The 19,925-nt window shown below is 72.8% G+C and carries 14 protein-coding genes; 6 read left to right on the top strand and 8 right to left on the bottom strand.

Annotated features, from left to right (window positions below; genetic code table 11):
* Positions 1–7: 7 nt before the first annotated feature.
* Genes ACZ52C_RS36205 through ACZ52C_RS36195 form a run of 3 tightly spaced genes read left to right on the top strand, consistent with a single transcriptional unit; the run spans position 8 to position 2,495 of the window.
* The gene (locus ACZ52C_RS36205; protein ID WP_469078775.1) at positions 8–340 is read left to right on the top strand and encodes a hypothetical protein; all 333 of its coding nucleotides are present in this window, start codon (positions 8–10) and stop codon (positions 338–340) included.
* Positions 337–900: a hypothetical protein gene (locus ACZ52C_RS36200; RefSeq protein WP_469078774.1), complete on the top strand. Its 564-nt coding sequence runs from the start codon at positions 337–339 to the stop codon at positions 898–900. The genes ACZ52C_RS36205 and ACZ52C_RS36200 overlap by 4 nt, the downstream gene beginning before the upstream one ends.
* Positions 901–926: 26 nt before the next feature.
* A complete protein-coding gene (locus ACZ52C_RS36195) occupies positions 927–2,495 on the top strand; it encodes an AAA family ATPase (protein ID WP_469078773.1) in 1,569 nt (522 codons plus the stop codon).
* Positions 2,496–2,557: 62 nt separating this feature from the next.
* Here ACZ52C_RS36195 and ACZ52C_RS36190 read toward each other — a convergent pair whose 3' ends face one another.
* Positions 2,558–6,508: a CHAT domain-containing protein gene (locus tag ACZ52C_RS36190; RefSeq protein WP_469078772.1), complete on the bottom strand. Its 3,951-nt coding sequence runs from the start codon at positions 6,506–6,508 to the stop codon at positions 2,558–2,560.
* Positions 6,509–6,537: 29 nt separating this feature from the next.
* Positions 6,538–6,810 (bottom strand): hypothetical protein, encoded by a 273-nt coding sequence (locus ACZ52C_RS36185; RefSeq protein ID WP_469078771.1) that lies wholly within the window; start codon positions 6,808–6,810, stop codon positions 6,538–6,540.
* A 166-nt stretch (positions 6,811–6,976) separates the two neighbouring features.
* Here ACZ52C_RS36185 and ACZ52C_RS36180 point away from each other — a divergent pair, with 166 nt between their 5' ends.
* Positions 6,977–7,711: a DUF3168 domain-containing protein gene (locus tag ACZ52C_RS36180; protein ID WP_469078770.1), complete on the top strand. Its 735-nt coding sequence runs from the start codon at positions 6,977–6,979 to the stop codon at positions 7,709–7,711.
* Between the two features lies 1 nt (position 7,712).
* The gene (locus ACZ52C_RS36175) at positions 7,713–8,396 is read left to right on the top strand and encodes an RES family NAD+ phosphorylase (protein WP_469078769.1); all 684 of its coding nucleotides are present in this window, start codon (positions 7,713–7,715) and stop codon (positions 8,394–8,396) included.
* 320 nt (positions 8,397–8,716) lie between these two features.
* Here ACZ52C_RS36175 and ACZ52C_RS36170 read toward each other — a convergent pair whose 3' ends face one another.
* From ACZ52C_RS36170 to ACZ52C_RS36145, 6 genes are all read right to left on the bottom strand, one after another.
* Complete coding sequence (locus ACZ52C_RS36170) at positions 8,717–9,886, bottom strand: macro domain-containing protein (protein ID WP_469078768.1); 1,170 nt, start codon at positions 9,884–9,886, stop codon at positions 8,717–8,719.
* Between the two features lie 93 nt (positions 9,887–9,979).
* On the bottom strand, positions 9,980–11,476 hold the full coding sequence (locus tag ACZ52C_RS36165; RefSeq protein WP_469078767.1) for a family 43 glycosylhydrolase: 1,497 nt from the start codon (positions 11,474–11,476) through the stop codon (positions 9,980–9,982).
* Positions 11,473–14,763: a discoidin domain-containing protein gene (locus ACZ52C_RS36160; RefSeq protein ID WP_469078766.1), complete on the bottom strand. Its 3,291-nt coding sequence runs from the start codon at positions 14,761–14,763 to the stop codon at positions 11,473–11,475. Before ACZ52C_RS36160 ends, ACZ52C_RS36165 begins: the two co-directional genes overlap by 4 nt.
* Positions 14,764–14,970: 207 nt before the next feature.
* On the bottom strand, positions 14,971–16,104 hold the full coding sequence (locus tag ACZ52C_RS36155) for a PP2C family protein-serine/threonine phosphatase (RefSeq protein ID WP_469078765.1): 1,134 nt from the start codon (positions 16,102–16,104) through the stop codon (positions 14,971–14,973).
* Positions 16,105–16,154: 50 nt separating this feature from the next.
* Positions 16,155–17,198 (bottom strand): zinc-dependent alcohol dehydrogenase, encoded by a 1,044-nt coding sequence (locus tag ACZ52C_RS36150; protein WP_469078847.1) that lies wholly within the window; start codon positions 17,196–17,198, stop codon positions 16,155–16,157.
* Between the two features lie 129 nt (positions 17,199–17,327).
* Positions 17,328–18,152 (bottom strand): IclR family transcriptional regulator, encoded by an 825-nt coding sequence (locus tag ACZ52C_RS36145; RefSeq protein ID WP_469078764.1) that lies wholly within the window; start codon positions 18,150–18,152, stop codon positions 17,328–17,330.
* A 49-nt stretch (positions 18,153–18,201) separates the two neighbouring features.
* Here ACZ52C_RS36145 and ACZ52C_RS36140 point away from each other — a divergent pair, with 49 nt between their 5' ends.
* Positions 18,202–19,914, top strand: coding sequence for an IlvD/Edd family dehydratase (locus ACZ52C_RS36140; protein WP_469078763.1), 1,713 nt, complete (start codon positions 18,202–18,204; stop codon positions 19,912–19,914).
* The last annotated feature ends 11 nt before the right edge of the window (positions 19,915–19,925 follow it).

Below are 19,925 nucleotides of genomic sequence, written 5' to 3'. Positions count from 1 at the left end.
AACGACCATGAGCGACGACCCCGCCTTCTCGTCGGACGCGACACCGCCCTGGCTCAGACCGGAGATCCCGGAGCACCTGAGCCCGTTCGCCGCGCCCCCCAGGCCGGCCCAGGCCCCGACCGTCCCCCACCCGCGCGACACCGACGGCGCGGCGCCGTCCGAACCCCCGGCGCCGCCCGCCGCACCCGCCCCCTGGGCCTCGGAGCCGGCCCATGCGCCGGGGCAGCCCGCGCCGGAGCCCGTCACCAGGCGGCTGCGGCGGACCGTGACAGACCTACCGGCCTGGGAGCCCCTGCCGCCCGGCGAACAGCTCGTACGCCGCCCTTCGAGGGACCTGTGAACGCCCGGTGGGGCGGCGGCAGCGACTACCGGAGCTGGGCCCGAACCCTGGACGAGTGGGCCGACGGCACCCGCACCGGCCCCCTTCAGCTGCCCTCGCTCTCCCCGGACGACCTGCCCGCCGACACCTGGCAGCGGCTGCTGGCCCGTATCGCCTCCGCCGTCGACCGGCGCCTCCAGGCCGGACTGGACCTGATGGTGCGTGAGGTGAACGACGCGGCCGACGAGTTCTCCGTCGGCCGGGCCCTCACCCGCGGCCGCGACGTGCTGCGCTCCGTCCGCTCCGTCGTCACCCACCCGAGCCTGCCCGCCGACTTCCGCGCCCGCATGGCGACCCTCATGGACGAGCACACCCGCCTGCTGCAGGAGGAACTCGAACGGGGTGTGCAGGCGCTGCTCGCAGAGGGCGCCGATCCGCACGCCGTCGAGACCCGGCGCCGCACCCTGCGCGACAACCCCCTCACCGCCGTGCTGTCCGAACCCACCGCGGAACCCTCCGCCCCGCCCCCGGCCGGCTGGTACGAGCCGACCGGACGACGGCGCATCGTCACCCCCGACTGACGGCAACGGCACCCCGGAGACCCACCATGTCGAACTACTCCGACAGCAAGCGCGACCTGGACCACTACCTCACCGCGCGGGTGCCCGTCGTCGGGCTGCGCACCATCGAGCAGGCCCGCGCGCTGCGCATGCTCAAGGAGGTGGCGACCCAACCGCGGCGCGCCAACCAGCAGTTCTGGATCCACACCAGAGCCACCGGACTGCGGGACCTGCGGTCGGGGGCGGCCGTCCTCGACGACCGTTCGCTGACCGGCGCCATGGACTTCGCCGCCGCCCAGTTCGCCGCCCGCCCCCACGCCACCCTCGTCCTGGTCGACCCCGGCGAGCTGGAGTCCGACACCCCCTTCACCCGCAACGTCGCCGAACTGGCCAGGATCGCCGACAGCCACGCCGGATGCGTCGTCCTCATCACCGACAACCCGATCTGGAGCGGCCTGCAACGGCTCGGCATGAGCCTGCAGTTGGACCTGCCGAACGCCGACGAGATGTACGCCACCATCAGCGCGTTCCTCACCGACCACCGGGGCGTGGTCTCCATCGCCTGGACAGAGCACGACGCCCGCCGGGCCGCCGAGTTCCTCCAGGGAGTCACCGAGGGCGAGGCGGTGAACCTCATGGCCACCCTCATCGCCAAGGGTTCGGTGGAGGCCGCCGACGTGCTCACCCTCGCCAGCTCCAAGGACCGCATCTTCAACAACCTCGCCGGACTCGAACGGCTCGCCCTCAAGGACGTCGACTACTCCGTCGGCGGCCTCACCAACCTGCGCGGCTGGCTGGAACGCAAACACCGGCTCATCCACACGGACCTGCGCGGCACCCAGCTGCGCCCGCCGCGCGGCGTCCTGCTCGTCGGCGTCCCCGGCTGCGGCAAGTCCCTGTCGGCGAAGGCCATCGCCCAGCAGTGGCGACTGCCGCTCTACCGGCTGGACATGGCCAGCATCCACGGCCGCTACCTGGGCGAGTCCGAGGGACGGATGCGGGAGGCGCTGGACGCCGCCGACCGGGTCGCGCCCTGCATCCTGTGGATCGACGAGATCGAGAAGGGGCTGGCCGGCAGCCACGACAGCTCCGGCGTCCAGCAGCGCATCATCGGGCAGTTCCTGTTCTGGCTCCAGGAGTCGGACTCGCGGGTCTTCGTGGTCGCCACCGCCAACGACGTCCGCAGCCTGCCGCCCGAGCTGCTGCGCAAGGGACGTTTCGACGAACTCTTCTTCGTGGACCTGCCGGACGACCAGGACCGCAGGGAGATCATCACCCTCTACTACCGGCGCTACGTCAAGGCCGAACCCCACCCCGACCAGGTCGACCGGCTCGTCGAACTCTCCGAGGGCTTCGCGGGCTCCGACATCGAGTCCGCCCTCCACGACGTCGGCGCCGAGATCCTCCTCGGCGGCGGGGTGGAGCGGCTCGAGCCGTCGTTCGTCGAGGACACCTTCGCCAACACGGCCCCCCTCAGCCGCAGCAACCCCGAACAGATCGAGGAGATCCGCGCCTGGGGCCGGGAACGCGCGGTACCCGCAGGACGCTCCGGCCTCGCCGCCACCACCCCGGGCGCGGGCACCCCCCGCAGGGTGGTCGTCCTCGGCGACACCTGAGGGGCGACACCTGAGGGGCGACACCTGAGGGGCGACACCCGTACCGGACCGTCCGTCCCGCCTCACCGGCCGTGGTGCGTGAACGACGCCCAGATCTCCAGTTCGTCCAGCGGCCCGTGCGCGGTGTCCGCCAACAGCGCCTCGTACCGCGCGAGTTCGGGCGGCAGGACCCGGCCGGGGTCCAGCATCCACAGCTGGGCCGCCCGGAGCGCGTCCCGGGGCGGCGTGCCCCGCCTCATGTGGTGGTGGACCAGCAGCACCAGCAGCGTGGTCCGGGGGTCGTCCGCGATGGCCCAGCGGGAGCCGACGACCGCCGTGGCGCCCGCGCCCAGGAACGCCGTCGCCAGGGTCAGGGCCTCGTCGTGATCGCTCAGGGTCAGATCGCTCGTGCAGTTGGCGAGCAGGACCGTACCGCCGGGCATCCCCGGATCGCGGCCCGCGGCGCCGGTCAGCAGGTCCTGCACCGAGACCGTGTGCGTGGCGTCCAGCTTGAGGACCGAGTCGTTGGAGGTCGGGCCGGTGTCCGCGTGACAGTTGACGTGCAGTAGCGCGGTCGGCGAGGGACCCCGCCCCGGCAGGAACGGTTCGAGCGACCGGGGCTCCGGCGGCAGCGCCCCGCCGGTGCCCGCGTCCCCGCCCATGCCGCCGATCACGGTGACCTGCGGATGGAGCGAGGCGACGAGCGCCGCCTCACGGTGCATCGTGGGGGACCCGCCCGGGTCCACGACCACCGCGACGGTGCCCCGGCCGAGGACGGCCGCGGGTCGGTCGGCCACCTCGATGAGCTGACGGGCGCTGGCGCAGTACGAGATGACGGCCCGCGCGCACGCGTGGTCGGTCCCCGCGCCCGTGGGCCCGCCCGGCGTCGCGGGTGCGGACACCGGGCAGCGCGCCGCGTGCCAGGGGACGATGCCGAGCGGACCCACGGGCGCGAGGACGATCCGCGGGGCCCGGCCCGGCCACCAGGACTCGGCGGCCGCCAGGAGGGGTCCCATCGCGACCTCGCCGGCCCACGAGCACAGTCCCTCCAGCGCCGACCGCCACCTCCCCTCCAGCAGGAGCAGAGCCCTCCGGCTGCGCTCGCGCATGACCAGCGGGGCGTGCGGGCCGGGCGGCTCCCGACGGCCCTCCTCCTGAAAGGCCCGCAACGCCGCGTCGTACGCGCCGACGGGGCCGGTCGACAGCGAGGTCAGCCCGGGCAGCCGCAGCGAACGGACCGCGCCGGTCGCCGTGACGATCACCGCATGGCCGCACGCCCCGTCCTCACCGGGCACCAGATAGGCGAGCGCGTCGGTCCCCAGCCGGCGCAGCGTCCGCCCGAGCACCCCCGGAGAGGGCGCCGACAGCAGCCGTTTCTCGGCGGCGCTGCCCGCCAGCGCCTCCAGCACACGGCGCCGCAGATCGTCGGGCACCTCGCTCAGCCGGCCGCCGTCGAGGGCCGCCCCGGCTGCCCCCGCCCACTCCCCGGCCAGCTCGTCCTGACCGGCGCCGCGCAGCAGATCGGGGACGGTGACGTTCATCGTCGCCGCGTTCAGCACCAGCCCACGGCCCAGTTCGAGCGCCTCGAACGCCGCCTCCGGCAGCCCGTCGGCCAGGCTCCAGCGGACCAGTCGCAGCATGTCCGGCGCGATGGCCCGCGCGGCTTCGAGCCCGTGGTCCACGCCCGACTGCAGCAGTACGGAGCGGCCGTACGCGGTCAGGGCCGATCTGCCCGTCTCCCGCGCCTGCCGCCGGTGTTCGGTGTCCTGCGGGCCGAAGGCACGGTGGGCGAGGGCGGTCGTCCGGATCAGCGCGATGGCGAAGGGGTCGCCGGGGCTCGCGTTGAGCACCACCCGTGCCTCCCGCAGGACGGTGACCGCCTCCTCCAGCTCCTCGCGCCGGCCCGACTCCAGGTACCGGGTGAGCAGCAGGGTGCCCAGCCCGTACAGACACCGCCCGCGCGACCCGTGGAACTCGTGCGGCCCCTCCTCCGCGGCGCCCCGCAGCAGGGCGACGCCCTGACCGAGAGCGTCCAGCCGGGCGGGCGCCGCCGCGGGCCGCCCCTCGTCCACCGTCCACCGCGCCAGGGCCGCCGCCGCGCGCAGACGCAGCGCGGGGCGGTGCGGACTCGCGGCCGGGCAGGCCGTCGCCGCCGCGACGAGGGCGCCGACGGCGGCCGCGACGGCCTCGCCGTCCCCCGTCTCGCGGGCCTCGCGCAGGGCGTGCGCCGCCAGTTCGGTACGGACGGCCGGCATCCGGGGATGGTCCGGCGGCAGCATGCGGCCGGCCTCCTGCCAGGCGCGCACGGCGTCGGCGGCCGGAATCGGGAAGGGGCGCCGGCGGGAACGCGCGAGCAGCAGCCACGCCGTCCCCGCCGAGGCCAGCAGCTCACCCCGGAAGGGGGCCCGGTCCGACGGCTCGGCGGTGCGGAAGAGGTGCGGCGGGACCCGCGGATCGCCCGCCTCGGCCAGCAGGGTGTGCAGCGGCGGACGGACGACGTCCTCGGGCGTGCGGTCGAGCAGCAGGTCGTACTCGTGGACGGCGGCGTCGAGATCGGCGTGGTCGCCCAGCAGGACGTGCCGGTCGAGGAGAAGACGCGCCAGGAACTCGGCGCACCGGTCGGCGAGCGCGGTGGTGGTCGGGGCGTCGAGTGCCTGGCGGACGAGGGCGATCGCCCGGGTCAGATCCTGGCCGTCGCGTTCCCGGAGCCAGCGGCGGTGGTGCACGAGAGCCCGCGCGGCGGCCACGGCCGCGCTCGCCGGGGCGTCGTCGCCGGCCAGGATCTCGGCGACCCGGCCCGACGGAAGGGCGAACGGGTCGGGCGTTCCGTCCCCGAGCAGCACGGTCGCGGCCGGGTCGATCGTGGGCGGGGTGAGCACGTCCTCGTCGTCCTGCGGGCCCGGGGAGGCCGGAGCGTCGGGCGCGGGGCTCTGCGCGGGGACGGGACCCCTGGGCCCGGTCCTCGGGGCCCGGCCCGGTCGCCCCTGAGCCGCGGCGGTCGGGAACAGCGTGCGCAGCAGCGCCTGGAAGTCGGTCACCGCTCCGTGGCGGAGGGCGGTGTCGATCAGGCCGTGGGTCGTGGAGCCCGGCGGCAGCAGGGCGCGGGCCTGGCGGAGGGTCGCCGTGGTGGTGGCCCGGTCCGCGAGGGTCGCCTCTCCGGTCCGGTCGAGGACGAGTCCCAGGGTGCCGGCGACGGCCAGCATGATGGCCTTCATCCCCCAGGCCTCGGGCTCCAGCAGCGGGGCGGCCCGCCGTAACCGTTCCGACCACGCACGGCAGTCCGCGGCCGAGGGCGTCCCGTCCGGTGACCGCAGGAAGCCCACCATGACGGAGAGGAAGACGAAGTACGGCTCCCGCTCCGTGGCGGCCGGGTCCAACAGCCCGGCGAGCAGGTGCAGATCGTCCTCGACGGTGGGGAAGCCGCTGACGTCCGGGAGCGGTCGCTCGGGGTCCTGGGGCGCGGTGAACGGGTCCGTGTACCAGACGCGGTAGAGCATCGCGGTGCGGAAGGAGCCGAGGAGGTCCTCGTCGCGGAACTGGCTGTCCGCCGGGGCGCGTTCGAGGACCACGCGCAGGATCCGCAGAGCGTCGCGGAGGGAGTCGTGGCGGACCTCGGGCAGCGTGCAGGCGAAGTCCAGCAACAGCGCGACGCCCAGCACGCACTGGGCGCCCAGATGGAGTTCGTCCTCGTGGTGGTAGAGACCGGTCGCCGTGCGCAGCAGGTCGATGGCCTCCCGGAGGTCCGTCATCATGCGGGGCTCGGCACGGGCCGGGGAGAGGGCCGGGTCAGCGGTACCGGTGAGGAGCGCGCCGTGCGACAGGTCGTACATGTAGGGCGTGCCGCGGTCGATCGCCCGCCGGTTCAGGGTGATCGCGGTCCTGAGGACGAGTTCGGCCCGGTCGGTGTCGTCCGGCGCGATGAGGGAGGCGAGTTCCCGCGCGCGGGTGGCGAGCCGGTCGACGCCGTCGTCGGCCAGTGCTCCGTCCGACAGTTCGATCCAGAGCAGGTCGACGATCCCCGCCAGACACGCCACCCTCTCCTCGCCGGTGGCGGGGAGCCGGGTCAGCGCCTCCTCCCACAGGGCCCCCGCCTCGGCGCGGTCGACGGCCGGGGCGGGGTCCTCGGGATGCTGGGCCCTACGGTTGCGTCCGCCGACATCCCGAGCAGCAGCCGCAGTTCGTCCGGGCCGGTAGGGGAGGCGCACAGCTCCGCCAGGTTCCGCTCCACCTCGTCGAGGAGGTCCACGACGTGTCCCCGGTCCTCCTGCTCCAGGGCGTCCTCGGCCGCTTCGAGGAGCTGGACCACGAGGTCGATCCGAGCGAAACGATCGGGCATCCCGGATTCCCCGGCGTGATCTTCGATTCCGTGATTCTCGGTGTACACGAATTCCCCCTGCCCGTTTCGGGGAATGCTTCCCCGTACCGGCTCCCGAATTGCCAACCGGATCGTAGCTCACTAGCGTACGGCCGCATCCGGATTCCGGATTCCAGGAGGGGAACGAATGGACGAGTACGAGCAGCATCTCATCGCCGCGCTCGTGTCGGAACCGCAGTCGATCCGGGAAAGGCTCTCCCCGGAGGACCGTGAACAACTCGACGTCCTGCTGGACCTCGTCGCCGAGGGCGGGAGCGCGGAGCGGCTGCGGGGGATCGCCCGTGCCGTCGCCGCCCATCTGCGCGCCTCGCTGCCGGGCGAGGAGGGCCACGCGATGACCCGGCGCTACACCTCCTCGTCGCTCGTCCTGCGGCCGCCGCACGACGTCCTCCTGGAACGCTTCGCCTCGGGCGGGACAGCGGTGCCGGGCGGGAGGGGTGCGCCGGGCAGGACGGGTGTGCCGGGCGCCGGCGGAGAGCGGGGCCGGGGGGACGGCGGCGCGCAGGCGCCCGCGGTGCGCTGGGCCTCCGCGCGGGAACGGCTGCTGGCCGAGCCCGCCCTGACCCGGACCGACCTGACGGAATTCTTCGGCGTCGCGGCCGACCAGCCCGGGCTGATCAGGCTCCGCGCGTCCGGGGGCCCCGAGCAGCTGCCCGCGTTCCAGTTCGACGGCGAGGGCCGCCCCCGGCCGCTGGTGCTCGCCATCAACACGATGCTGGGCGCGGCGGCCGACCCATGGGGGGTGGCCGACTGGTGGCTGGGGCCCAATCCGTGGCTGGACGCCGTGCCGGCGACCCTGCTCGGCACGGGGCTGGACGATCAACTGCTCGCCGCCGCGAGCGTGGTGGGGGAGGACGACTGACATGGCTCGTGGAGCGAGACTGCCCGAGAAGGGCACGGCGAACGCGCGGAAGGTGGTCCGCCGGGCGGGCGAGGTCTTCTACCGGGTGCACTCCCGGCGCCGCAGGGCGCACCACTTCAACCCGGAGCCGCAGGACCACCACTTCGGCGGCGGCCGCTTCGACAGCACTCCGAACGATTCCTACGCGTATCTGTACGCGGCCCCCAAGCCCGAGACCGCGATCATCGAGCGGTTCGTGCGCACCCTGCGCTTCGACGGCCAGGGCAACCACCGGGTCCTGCCGCTGAAGGAGCTGGAGGGCCGGCTGCTCTCCCAGGTGCGGCTCACCCGGGACGTCGAACTGGTCTCCCTGTGCAGCATCGTCCACCTCAACGCCGTGTTGCAGAGCGACTGGTGGCTGGTGGAGTCGGACCCCACGGAGTACGCGTTCACCAGGCGCTGGGGGCACTGGCTGCGCGGCGAGGCGGACTGGGCGGACGGCTTCGTCTGGCGGTCCCGGCTGGACGGCCCCAACGAGTCACTGGTCCTCTTCGGTGCCGCCGCCGAGAACGACCTGCTGGCGGAGACGGGCGAGCCGTCGAGGGCCCTCGACGACGAGGACGGTCTGCGCTGGCTGGCCGAGACCCTGGAGGACTACCGGGTCGAGATCGGGACGGTCGACCCCGCGCCGGGCATCGGCTCCTGACCCCCGCCCGGCCCGCCCGCCCCTGCCCGGGTGCTTTCCGGGCGGGAACCGGTAGCTTTCCGGATTTCCCCGGGGGGCCGGCGGAAGGGGTTCCGGCACCCGCGGTGTCCGTGCATACTTCTGAGCGAAAGGCCGCAGGGGAACTCGGGGGAATCGCGGGGGAAAGTCGGGGGAATGCGGCAGGAAGAGAGCACGGTATTCGAGATTCCCGGGCGAGAGAATTCGAATACCGTGCTCCCTCACGTCGTCCGCACGGAGCGCCGGTCACGGGGACGGTGACGGATTCAGGGACGGTGGCCGACTCAGGGACGGTGGCGGATTCAGGGACGCCTGTCGCCCAGCACGTCGAACACCGCGCGGGCGCTGACCGGATTGCGGGTCACCAGATGCACCGACCAGTCGGGATCGGCCTTCAGCACCTGCTCCAGCGTTCCGACGACCGTCTCGGCGCTGGTCCGCGCGTCGAGACCGCCCCGGCCCGCCCCGAGCAGGGGCAGGGCGACGGACCGCAGGGGGACGCGCCCCGCACGGCGTTCCGCCGCCGCCAGCTCGAACACACGTCGTACAGCCGCCGCGACGGCGTCGGGCGCCGTCTCGTAGCCGTCGCCCGTCGCCGAGGGCGTGGCGACCGCCGCGTGCAGGATCCGCCGCACCCCCTGCGCCGCCAGGGCGCCCGGTGAGGTGACGGCCACCGTGCCCGCCGCCACCGGCAGGCCGGGCACCCCGAACGTCCGCATCCAGGCGGCGAGTTGCCGGGCTATCACGTCGTCCGTGATGCGGCCGACGGAGTCCTTGGTGGCGCCGGCCCGTCGCAGACTGCCGGAGACCGTGCGACGGAACGTCTTGGACATCTCGAAGTAGATGTTCTCCGAGGAGACCAGGACGTCCACGCCGGTGACGAGTTCGATGGGTGTCACGTGCACGGTGAGCAGGACGTCCCCGTGGGGGAAGGCGGTCCGCACCACATGGCGTCCCGCCCGGACGGGAACGACGGCATCCGGCGGCGGCGCCACGACGGCGCTCCGGGAGGGGACCTCCCGTGGGCCCGGTACGGGCGCGCTGCCGCCGTCCTCCCCGTTCAGGAGCGCCCGCGCGACCTGCTGGAGCATCAGTTTCTCCTGATGCTTGCGGAACCGCTCCGCCCCGACCCGGTAGACGTGCGCCGCCCGTTCCCGGCGTTCCTTGCCCGACAGGTCGCGGGTGCCGGAGGCGAAGCCGAACGAGTGGAGGGCCGCGTCGCGCAGCAGCGCCCCGTCGAGCCCCAGCACCACGGTGTGCAGCACACGCTCGACGGCCTCCGGTGCCACGTGCACGCCCGGTGCGGATGTCTCCGCACCGGGCGTCCTGGCCGCGACACAGGCGTACAGGGTCTCCAACTTCGCCTCGTGCAGCCGCAGCAGACCCAGGGCCCGGACCCGGCCCAGTTCGTCGACCAGCTTGTGCACCACCGTCGGGACGTCGGGGCCGGCCTGCTCCTGCTCATCGGTCACCGCTCAAGGATGGGCAGGGCGTCCGCACCGGGCAAGCGGTTTGGGACGATCGGGAGAAAAGGGTCCAGGTGTTCGCATCCGACTACTCGCCCGCTACTCGCCCGACGGTGCGGTCAGCGTGACGCCCAGACCGACCGGGGTGCCGAAGTTCGGGGTGCCGTCGGCGTTCCAGGTGAACTTCTGTGCCCGGGTGGACCGGTTCATGTCGCAGCCTCCGGAGGCGGAGTTGTTGGCGTGGTAGACCATCCAGTCCTCGGTCCCGTCGGGCGACTTGAAGAAGCCGTTGTGGCCGGGCCCGTACACGCCGCTCGCGTTGGACCGCTGGAAGACGGGGTCGGGGGACTTGACCCAGGATGACGAGTTCAGCGGGTCGCCGCCGTTGTAGGTGAGCATGCCCAGCTTGTAGTCGGGTGTGGAGCAGTGGCTCGCCGAGTAGACGATGAAGGTCTTTCCGCCCCGCTGCAGCACCTCGGCACCCTCGTTGACCGCGCCGCCCACCGTCTCCCAGCCGTAGGTCGGCGTGGACAGCACCCGGCGGGTGCCGCTCGCGGTCCACGGGTTGGACAACGGCCGGATGAACATGGGCTGCGAGCCGTTGTAGTAGGTCCCCAACAGGTAGAGCTTCCCGTCGAGTTGCAGGATGCCGGGGTCCAGCTCCCAGGTGTTGTCCTGGGCCGGGTCGAGCAGATCGGCCTTGAAGCTGTACGGGCCCATCGGATCCGAACCGGCGCTCTCCAGGACATGGATCCGCTGGGTGCCCAGGTCGAACGGCTCCCGGCCGGCCGTGTAGTAGAAGTACCAGCGCTTGCCGTTGGACCCGTCGAGCAGATGGAACTCCGGTGCCCACATCGTGCCCGCCCCGTTGGGCCGGGTCAGGTTGAAGATCACCTGTTCCGTCGCGCCGGCGAGCCCGGCCAGCGTGCTCGACCTGCGCATGGTGATCGTCGAGTTCCAGGTGGTGGTGGCGAGGTAGTAGAACCCGTCGTGGTACGTCAGCCAGGGGTCGGGGCCGCGCGGGACCAGCGGGTTGGTGAACGTCTTCGGGGCGCTGCCGCCGCCGGTGAAGCCGGGCAGCCGCCACACCCTGCCGCTCGCCGCGGCGCACGGCAGTTGCACCAGATCGGTGTTCGAGGCGGAGGAGCCTCCGCTCGGGGTGACGCACTTGCCCGAGCCGACGGAGACCAGATTGAAGGTCCTGTCCGTGCCGGAGACCGCCACCGGGGTGAGCCGCCACTGCTGGTTGGTCGCGCCGTGACAGGGCCACTGGATGATCGCGGCGTTGTCCGCCGTGGAGGCGCCGGACACATCGACGCACTGGCCGGACTGGGTGGTGATCGTGTACACGTCGGCCGTGCCCGCGACCGGGGCGAAGGAGAGGCTCTGGTTCGCCCCGCCGGCACAGGCGAAGGCCCGCAGCTGTGTCCCGTTGGCGGTGGAACTGCCGGGCAGGTCCAGGCAGTTGCCGCCGTTCTGGTTCACGCCCGTCGAGGTGAAGGAGACGGCGGCGGCCGCGGGCTGGGGTGCCACGAGGAAGGCGACGGCCATGGCGACGGAGGCGATGAGCGCGGACAGGGATCTGGAACGGGTCACGGTCCGTACACCTTTGCTTCGAGGAGACCGACGGAGTTGGTGCCGTTGCCGGTGAGCAGCACCCGGAGCCGGGTGGTGCTCGTGGCGTCGAAGGAGACGGTGTTGTACTGGTTCCTGGCCAGCGGATAGCCACCGGCTCCCGGCACGTCCACGTAGGCGCTGCCGTTCCAGTACTGGAGCTTCCACGAGGCGGGCATGTCGATGCCCTGGTCGTCGTCGAAGAAGTACACCTCCGCCTTGTTCAGGGTCTTCGCCGACGGCCAGGTCAGCTCGGCCCACTGCTGTCCGGTCTCCGGCCAGGCTCCCCAGCGCGGGTTCACGGTGTCGTTGGACGACGGCGGGTCGATCCCGTCGTTGACGGCGGTGACGCTCTCCCAGGGCGAGGTGTACGACGCCGTCGTCGTGGCGGAGGCCGCCTGGTTGGCCGGTGGCTGGGCCCCGCCCCGGTTGAACACCTCGACCTCGGTGAGGCCCGTCTTCGCGCCGGCGGCGTGGGTGGCCAGCACCCGGATGCGCTGGGCGCTGACCGACGGGAACCGCACCCGGTTGTAGTTGGCCCGTGGCACTGTCGGGCTCTTCGTCTGGTCGGGGACACCGACCCAGGAACTGCCGTTGTGGTACTGGATCGTGTACGCGGAGGGCGCCCTGTAGGTGGTGCTCGCCGGGCGGCTGTCCTTGAAGTACAGGCGGACCTCGTTGAGCGTGCGCGTGGTGCCGAGGTTCAGCTCGTACCAGTCCTGGCTGTTGGCCGAGCCGCCCGCACCCCAGAAGGGCTCGTTGGTCGGAAGGCCGTCGACCGCGCCGGCGACACCGCTGCCGGAGCCGGTGTGGGAGGCGGAGACGGTCGCGCCGGCGGCGAGGTCGGTGAGGTCGGCGGTGAGGTCGACGCCCGCCTTGGCGAGCATGTCGACCAGCTGCGGGCTGTCCTGCACGACCTGGTTCGGCGCCTTCAGCCCGGACTTGGCGACATGGTGGGTGACCGTGCCGCTGGTGGTGACGTCACCCGTGGCCGGGTCCCAGGTCATCGGCACCAGCGAGCCCACGGTGGCGACCCGGTCGCCGTCCACGTAGACCGAGTAGCCCTCCGGGATGCCCGGGTAGCGCACCACGCCGTCGGCCGGGTCGTCCCAGACCACGGACAGATCGGCGCCCCGGTAGCGGAGGTTGTTGACGGTGAAGTGGCTCCAGCCGATGTCGATCGGGGACAGCTCCACCTTCGCGTCGTTGCGCGGGCGCAGCCCTGCGACGTCCTCGATGACGGTCCAGTTGCTGCTGCCGAGGATGTCGTGGTGGATCCAGGAGCGGTAGGTGATCGAGCTGCCGTTCCAGTCCGCCCAGAACTCGTTGGCGTCGGGCCACTGGGTGTTGCCGCCGACGTACTGCGCCCAGGTGTTCCAGTAGAGGAGCTTCTTGTAGTCGGTCGCGCTCATCCAGGAGTTGGGGTAGTTGCGCAGCACCGAGGAGTACAGCCGGAACTGCACGGTGGAGTTGATGGTGGAGAAGTTGTTGGAGCCCGGCTCCCCGGCGTCGGCCGCCGCCTTCTTGTCGACCTGGTTGGCCGTGTAGAAGGGGAAGACCGGGTACTGGGCGGGGTCGTCGTAGAGCCGCAGCGCCTGCCGGTACGTCGCGGTGTTCGGGACGGCGCCGACGGAGAACGGGTAGTAGTTGTTGATCTCCTTCCAGGGCACCCACTCGTCGGTCGACTTCAGCCGGTGCTCGAACAGCTGCCGGTTCGGGTTCCACAGCACGTTCACGATCGCGTCCTTGATCTGGTTCGCGAGCGTGCGCATCTCGGTGGCCTTGGCCGTGTTGCCGGTGGCGTCGTACGCCTGCGCGGCGGCCAGCGCGCCGCTGTACTGGTAGGCGGACTCGGCGCGGTCCATGTTGCCGGGCTTCCAGTGGAAGGAGACGGCGTCGGCGTCGTTGCCGGTCAGCGCGCCCCAGTCGTACTCGATCAGCTTGTTGTTGTCATGGTCGTAGTGCGCGAGCTGACCCTTGACGTCGCCCTCGGCGTACCGGGCGAGGCTGCCGGCGATGGCGGGCTGGCCGCCATGGATCTGGTAGCTCCTCCACGCGGCCTCGGCGATGTACTGCGTGTAGCTGTTGGACCAGTTCTCCGGGTCGCCGGGATTGTCGAGGAAGCGGCCGCCCTTCGACGTCTGGCCCACGCTCAGCCAGTCCCCGTACGCGTAGGCCGGGTTGCGCAGGTACTTGAGGTCGTCGATGTGCATCGGCTGGGTGAGCGCGATGGCGTTGTTGTAGCCGAGGACGCCCTCGGTCGAGGTCGGGAACTGGAAGGTCTGCCCGGGGATGTCCGCGTCGAGGCTGTTGAAGCGCATCAGCCACCAGCGGTAGTAGATGTTCTTCTTGATCGCCGGCTCGGGCACGTCGATGTAGGGCACGTTCTGCGCCCACCACAGGTTGTAGGCCTTGACGTGGGTGGCGAACGCGGTGGCGGGCGAGTACCCGGCGTAGGCGTTGTACTCGGTCAGCGACTGCGGTATCTCGTCGGTGACGAAGCCCATCACCACCTTGGCCGTCACCGTGGCCCCGGCGGCGACGGTCACCGACCGGTTCAGGCCGCCGGCTGCGACCCCGAAGCCGTCGCCGGTCAGGCGCGGGCGGAGGGTGGTCAGTTTGTTGTACGCGTCGACCTGGCCGGTCAGCTCGCTGCCGCTGCCGGAGGTGGCGTACGGCGACGTCGCCCGCAGCTGGAGCGTCGTGGCCGCGGAACCGCTGTTCCTGATGGACAGGTTGGTCACGGCGACGTTGTTGTCGGTGATGAACTTCGTCTGGTCGACCGTGATCGAGCCGCTGGTGTGGACGCTCTTCCAGTGGCTGGGGGTCTGCCGCCGCTGGGCGACCTGCTCCGTGAAGGTGCCCGGGGTGATCGCCACGGTGTAGGCGCTGTTGTCGTCGATGCTCTCCCAGTAGGCGGACCTGCCGCCGAAACCGAGCTGGGCCGGGTTGTGCTCCTTCATGAACAGGGCCCGGCCGCGGCTCATCAGCCAGGACCCGGCCGGGTCGTTGCCGGTGCGGGCGAGCAGGCGGTCCATCCAGAAGTCCGTGCCCGAACTCTCCGCGTCGTAGATGGCCTTCATCATGTCGCCGGAGGTGTGGGCGACCGGTGGTGCCGGGATCGCGGGCCCGCCGAAGGTGGGGAAACCGATGGTCTGCGCCGCCGCGGCCGGGGGAGCGGCGACGACGGAGCAGGTGCTGAGGGCCAGGGCGACGAGGAGGCACCTCGTGCGCCGGCGTCGTACCAGGAGGACGTGCGGTCTTCTCATCGGGAGGCTCCCTGTCCCGTTGACGACACGTGCGGGCGAACCGGGGAGTGCGGAAAAGCAACCTGAAAGGTTTTCGCAACGTAGGAGCGGGCTGTTGAAGTGTCAAGGGAGGTGGAAGGGAGGAGAGTTCAGGGGGAGCGCGGTTCAGGACAGGCGGCTGTCGCCTTGGTGCCCGCCCTCGTCGCGGAAACCCTTTTCGGTCCCGGTTCAGTGGCGGGGTGACCGGCGGACCGTCAGGACGGCCACGTCGTCGTGCCGGCCGCCGCTGCCCGCGTACGCGCGGGCGTCCTCGTACAGCGCCCGGGGCAGGGCGGTGGGGGAGAGGTCGAGATGCTCGGCGAGGCGTTCGTCGACCGGGTAGAACGTGCCGTCGGCGGCCCGGGTCTCGGTGAGGCCGTCGGTGCTCAGCAGCAGCGTCGCGCCCTCCGGGAACGCGAACCAGCCCACGATCGTGGGTTCCACGGCCAGTTCGGCGAGGCCGAGCGGGACCCCGGAGTCCAGCGCGGCCGTCGTCACCGTGCCCTCGTGCAGCACGTGCGGCGGGACGTGCCCGCAGTTGACGGCCTGCACCTCCTCGCCGTGCGCGTCGATGCCGATCACCAGGGCGGTGACGAAACGCTCGTCGTCGCCGGTGTTCTCGGCGTAGGAGTTGTGCCGGACGACCGCCGCGTCCAGGGCGTCCACGAGGGCGGTGAGCGTGGGCTCGCGATGGGCGGCCTCGCGGAAGGTGCCGATGACGGCGAACGCGGTGCCCACGGCGGCCAGTCCCTTGCCCTGGACGTCTCCGATCAGCACCCGGGTCCCCCAGGGGGAGGACACGACGTCGTAGATGTCCCCGCCGACCAGCCGGTCCTCCTGGAGGGGCTCGTAGACGCCGTTGACCAGGACGTCCTCGGTCAGCAGCGGCAGGGGGTGCAGGATGTGCCGCTGCATGGCCGCCGCCGTGGAACGCAGCCGGAACATCTCGTGCTCGCGCCGGATCCGCCGATGGCAGGCGTACACCGACGCCACGCCCAGGGCGAGGGTGAGCAGCACCAGCAGGAGCCGGTCGAGCCACCGGTCGCCGTCGACGTCGCGCACCACCGCCGTGGTGGTGACGACGAGCGTGGTCCACCCGGCGACGAACGCCGTCTGCCGGACCGTGCACAGCGCCGACGCCGTGCCCGGCAGGAACACCAGCAGCCCGAGCAGCCACACCTCGGACCGGGACAGCACCCCGAGCGCCTCCACCAGAGCGGTGACCGCCAGCACGCCGAGGACCAGTGCGGCGTCGCGGGGCGGCTCGATGGCCCCGAAGGCGTCGTCGGCCTCGACAGGTCTCTTCCGGCGGCTACCGGCCATGCGGACTCCCGGGCAGATCGTGATCTCCCCGTACGGTAAGCCGGGCCCTGTCACGTGCGGGAACCGCCCCGCCGTAGCGGCCGGAGCCGGGGATCGACATGCACCTTCGGCCCGGCCCCGGCCCCGGGCGGGCGCTCACCGGCGAGCACCGGACCGACCTCGTCGAGGGACACCGTGGCGGCGACGAGCGGGCGGGGGTCGATCGTGCCGTCGGCGTAGGCGCGGACGGTGGCGGAGAGCCCGGGGGAGGCGGAGAGGACGCCGACGGCCGTGACGTCCTTGAGGACGAGCGCGCGGGTGTCGATCCGGCTGGGCCCGGCGGCCAGCCCGATGTAGACGACGCGGCCGCCCGGTTCCACCGACTCCAGCGCGCGGTCCGGGAGATGGGCGGCGTTCGTGGCGTCGACGACGGCGTCGAAGGGGAGGTCCGGGACGGCGTCCTCCGTCCAGGCGCGGTCGAAGCCCAGAGTGCGGGCGAAGGAGAGCGAGGCGGCGTCCCGGCCCATGAGGTGGACCTCCGTGCCGGCGGCCCGCAGGAACAGCGCGACCAGCAGGCCGATCGTCCCCGGGCCCAGGACCAGGGCCCGGTCGCCCGGCCGGGTAGCGGCCGCCTCCGCCGCGCGCAGGGCGTTGCCGCCCGGCTCCACCAGCGCGCCGAGCACCGCGTCCACGGAGTCCGGCAGGGCGTGCAGGGAGGTGGCGGGTACGGCGAGCCGCTCCGCCAGGGCCCCCGCCAGACCCCCGCGTATACCGACCTCCAGACGCCGCTCGCAGACGTGCTGGTCGCCCCGCAGACAGCGGCGGCAGTCGCCGCAGCCCAGCATGGTGTCGCCCATGACACGCCGGCCGACCCAGCCCGGGTCCACGCCGTCCCCGACCGTCGACACCCGCCCGGCCCACTCGTGACCGAGCCGCATCGGATAGGCCGCGTGCCCCTGGTGGAGGTAGGCCATCGTGCCGGTGAAGAACTCCATGTCGGTCCCGCACACCCCGACCCGTTCCACGTCCACGACGACCTCCCCGGGCCCGGCCACCGGCGCCGGCAGCTCCTGGACCTCGTACGAGCCGGGGGCGGTGAGGACGAACGCGCGCATGAGGTTCACGGGGCTCTCTCCAGGGACGGTCGGATGCGATGCGGCCGTGGGCCGGGTGGGGAAGTGCTCTTCAGCGGGGCGACGGGCGGGGCGACGGGCGGGGCGACGGGCGGGGTGCCGGGCCGGCCCTCATCGGTGCGGCTCGCCGAGGGGCCCGAGGAGCGCGCGGATCTCGTCGACCGCGCCGACCAGGGTGGCGAGGGGCGTCCGGTACGCGAGCGCGCTGACGCTCACCGCACCGGACGGGGCCGTCGGCGAGGTCAGGAACACCGGCAGCGCGAGGCAGTTGACCCCCGTCTCGGTCTCCTGGTCGTCGACGCCGTGTCCCCGGGCGCGGGTGGCCGCCAGCTCACGGTGCAGCGCGGCCGCCGTGCCCGGCGACCGGGGCGTACGACGCACCGGGGGAGAGCCGCCGATCCACGCCTCCACCTCCGCCAGGGTGCCCAGCCGCCCGGCCAGCAGCAGCTTTCCGACGGCGGTGGTGTGGGCGGGGTTGCGTCCGCCGACCGTCGACGTCAGCCGCACGGCACCGTCGGGCGGGTCGACCTTCGCCCGGTACACGACCTCCCGGCCGTCCAGCACCGCGTAGTGCGCGGTCTCGCCGAACCGGTGCGCCAGCGCTTCGAGCACCGGGCGGACGCGGACGTGCTCCGGCCGCGCCTCGTGGTGCGCGAACGCCATCCGCAGGAACTCGTCGCCGAGCCCGTAACGGCCCCGCGCGTCCTGGTCGGCGAGTCCGGCCCGGCGCAGCGCGCCCAGCGCCCGGTGCACCGTCGGCTTCGGGCTGCCGACCACCCGGGTCAACTCCTCCAGCCCCACCCCGCCGGGATACCTGGCCAGCTCCTTCAGGACGGCCAGCACCCGGTCCGCCCCCACGAGGCGGCCGCCCCCGGCACCCGCCGGGCCCTCCTCCGCGGGGTCTGTCGCGCTCCCGTACGCCTGCGTATGCTTCATCGCGTTCCAGACTGTAGATCGCCGTACCGATAGTCGGAAGGGGCTCCGGGTGACGCTCCGCAGTGCGCAGTGGTACGGGGGACAGGACCGCAACGCCTACATCCACCGGGCGTGGATGCGGCGGGGCGTGCCGGGCGACGCCTTCACCGGACGGCCCCAGATCGCCATCGCCAACACCGCCTCGGACCTGACCCCCTGCAACGCGCATCTGGACGAGGTCGCGGCCTCGGTGCGCAACGGCGTCTACGAGGCGGGCGGCATCCCGCTGGACCTGCCGGTGGTGTCGCTCGGCGAGACCAACGTGCGGCCCACCGCGATGCTGTGGCGGAACATGGCGGCGATGGCCACGGAGGAGATGTTGCGGGCCAACCCCGTCGACGGTGTGGTGCTCCTCGGCGGCTGCGACAAGACGATCCCCTCGCTGCTGATGGCCGCCGCCTCGGTGGATCTCCCCGCGGTCGTGGTGCCGGGCGGGCCGATGCTCAACGGCACCTTCCGCGGCGGCCTGTTGGGCTGCGGCACCGGGGTGTGGCAGCTGTCGGAGGAGGTCCGGGCGGGCACGCTCTCCCAGGAGCAGTTCACCCGCTCCGAGTCGTCGATGATCCGCAGCCGGGGGCACTGCAACACGATGGGGACCGCGTCGACGATGGCGCTGGTCGCCGAGGCGCTGGGCACGGTGATCCCCGGCGTGGCGGGAACCCCCGCACCCGACAGCCGCCTGCTGGAGGCCGCGCACCACACCGGCCGGCTGGCGGTGGACCTGGTGGGTGCAGACCGGCGGCCGGGCACCTTCCTGACGAAGGCGTCCTTCCACAACGCGATCGTCGCGCTGGCCGCCGTCGGCGGCTCCACCAACGCCGTCGTCCACCTGCTGGCCATCGCCGGCCGCCTGGGCGTCGACCTGTCGCTCGACGACTTCGACCGCATCGGCTCCCGGGTGCCGGTCCTGGTCGACCTCCAGCCGGCCGGCCGCTTCCTCATGGAGGACCTCCACCGCGCCGGAGGACTCCTCGCCGTGCTGCGCGAGGTCCGCGACCTGCTCGACCCCGACGCGCTGACCGTCACGGGCCGGCCGCTGGTCGACCACCTCGACGACGCCGAGGTCTGGGACGCCGAGGTCATCCGCCCGCGCACCGCCCCGCTGGTCGCCGAGGGCGGCATCGCCGTGCTGCGCGGCAACCTCGCCCCCGACGGCGCGCTCGTCAAACCGGCCGCCGCGACCCCGCGGCTCATGCGCCACCGGGGCCGGGCGGTCGTCTTCGACTCCGTCGAGGACCTCCACGCCCGGATCGACGACCCCGACCTCGATGTCGACGCCGACTCCGTCCTCGTGCTGCGCGGCTGCGGCCCCAAGGGCTACCCGGGCATGCCCGAGGTCGCCAACATGCCGCTGCCGAAAAAACTCCTCGAACAGGGCGTCCGTGACATGGTCCGCGTCTGCGACGGCCGGATGAGCGGCACGGCGTACGGCACGGTGGTCCTGCACGTGGCGCCGGAGGCCGCGGCCGGCGGCCCCCTCGCCCTCGTCCGGACCGGCGACTTCGTCACCCTCGACGTGGCGGCCCGCCGTATCGACGTCGACGTCCCCGCCGACGAACTCGCGCGCCGGAAGCCGGACCCGGCCACGGTCGCCGGCTTCGCAGCACCCCGGCGCGGCTGGGAACGGCTCTACGTCGACCACGTCCTCCAGGCCGACACCGGCGCCGATCTCGACTTCCTGCTCGGCTCCAGCGGATCCGGGGTCAGCCGCGAGTCGCACTGACCCCGGACCCG

The organism is Streptomyces sp. NPDC034049, from assembly GCF_055575575.1.
This window is presented reverse-complemented; position numbering and strand designations above follow the sequence as displayed.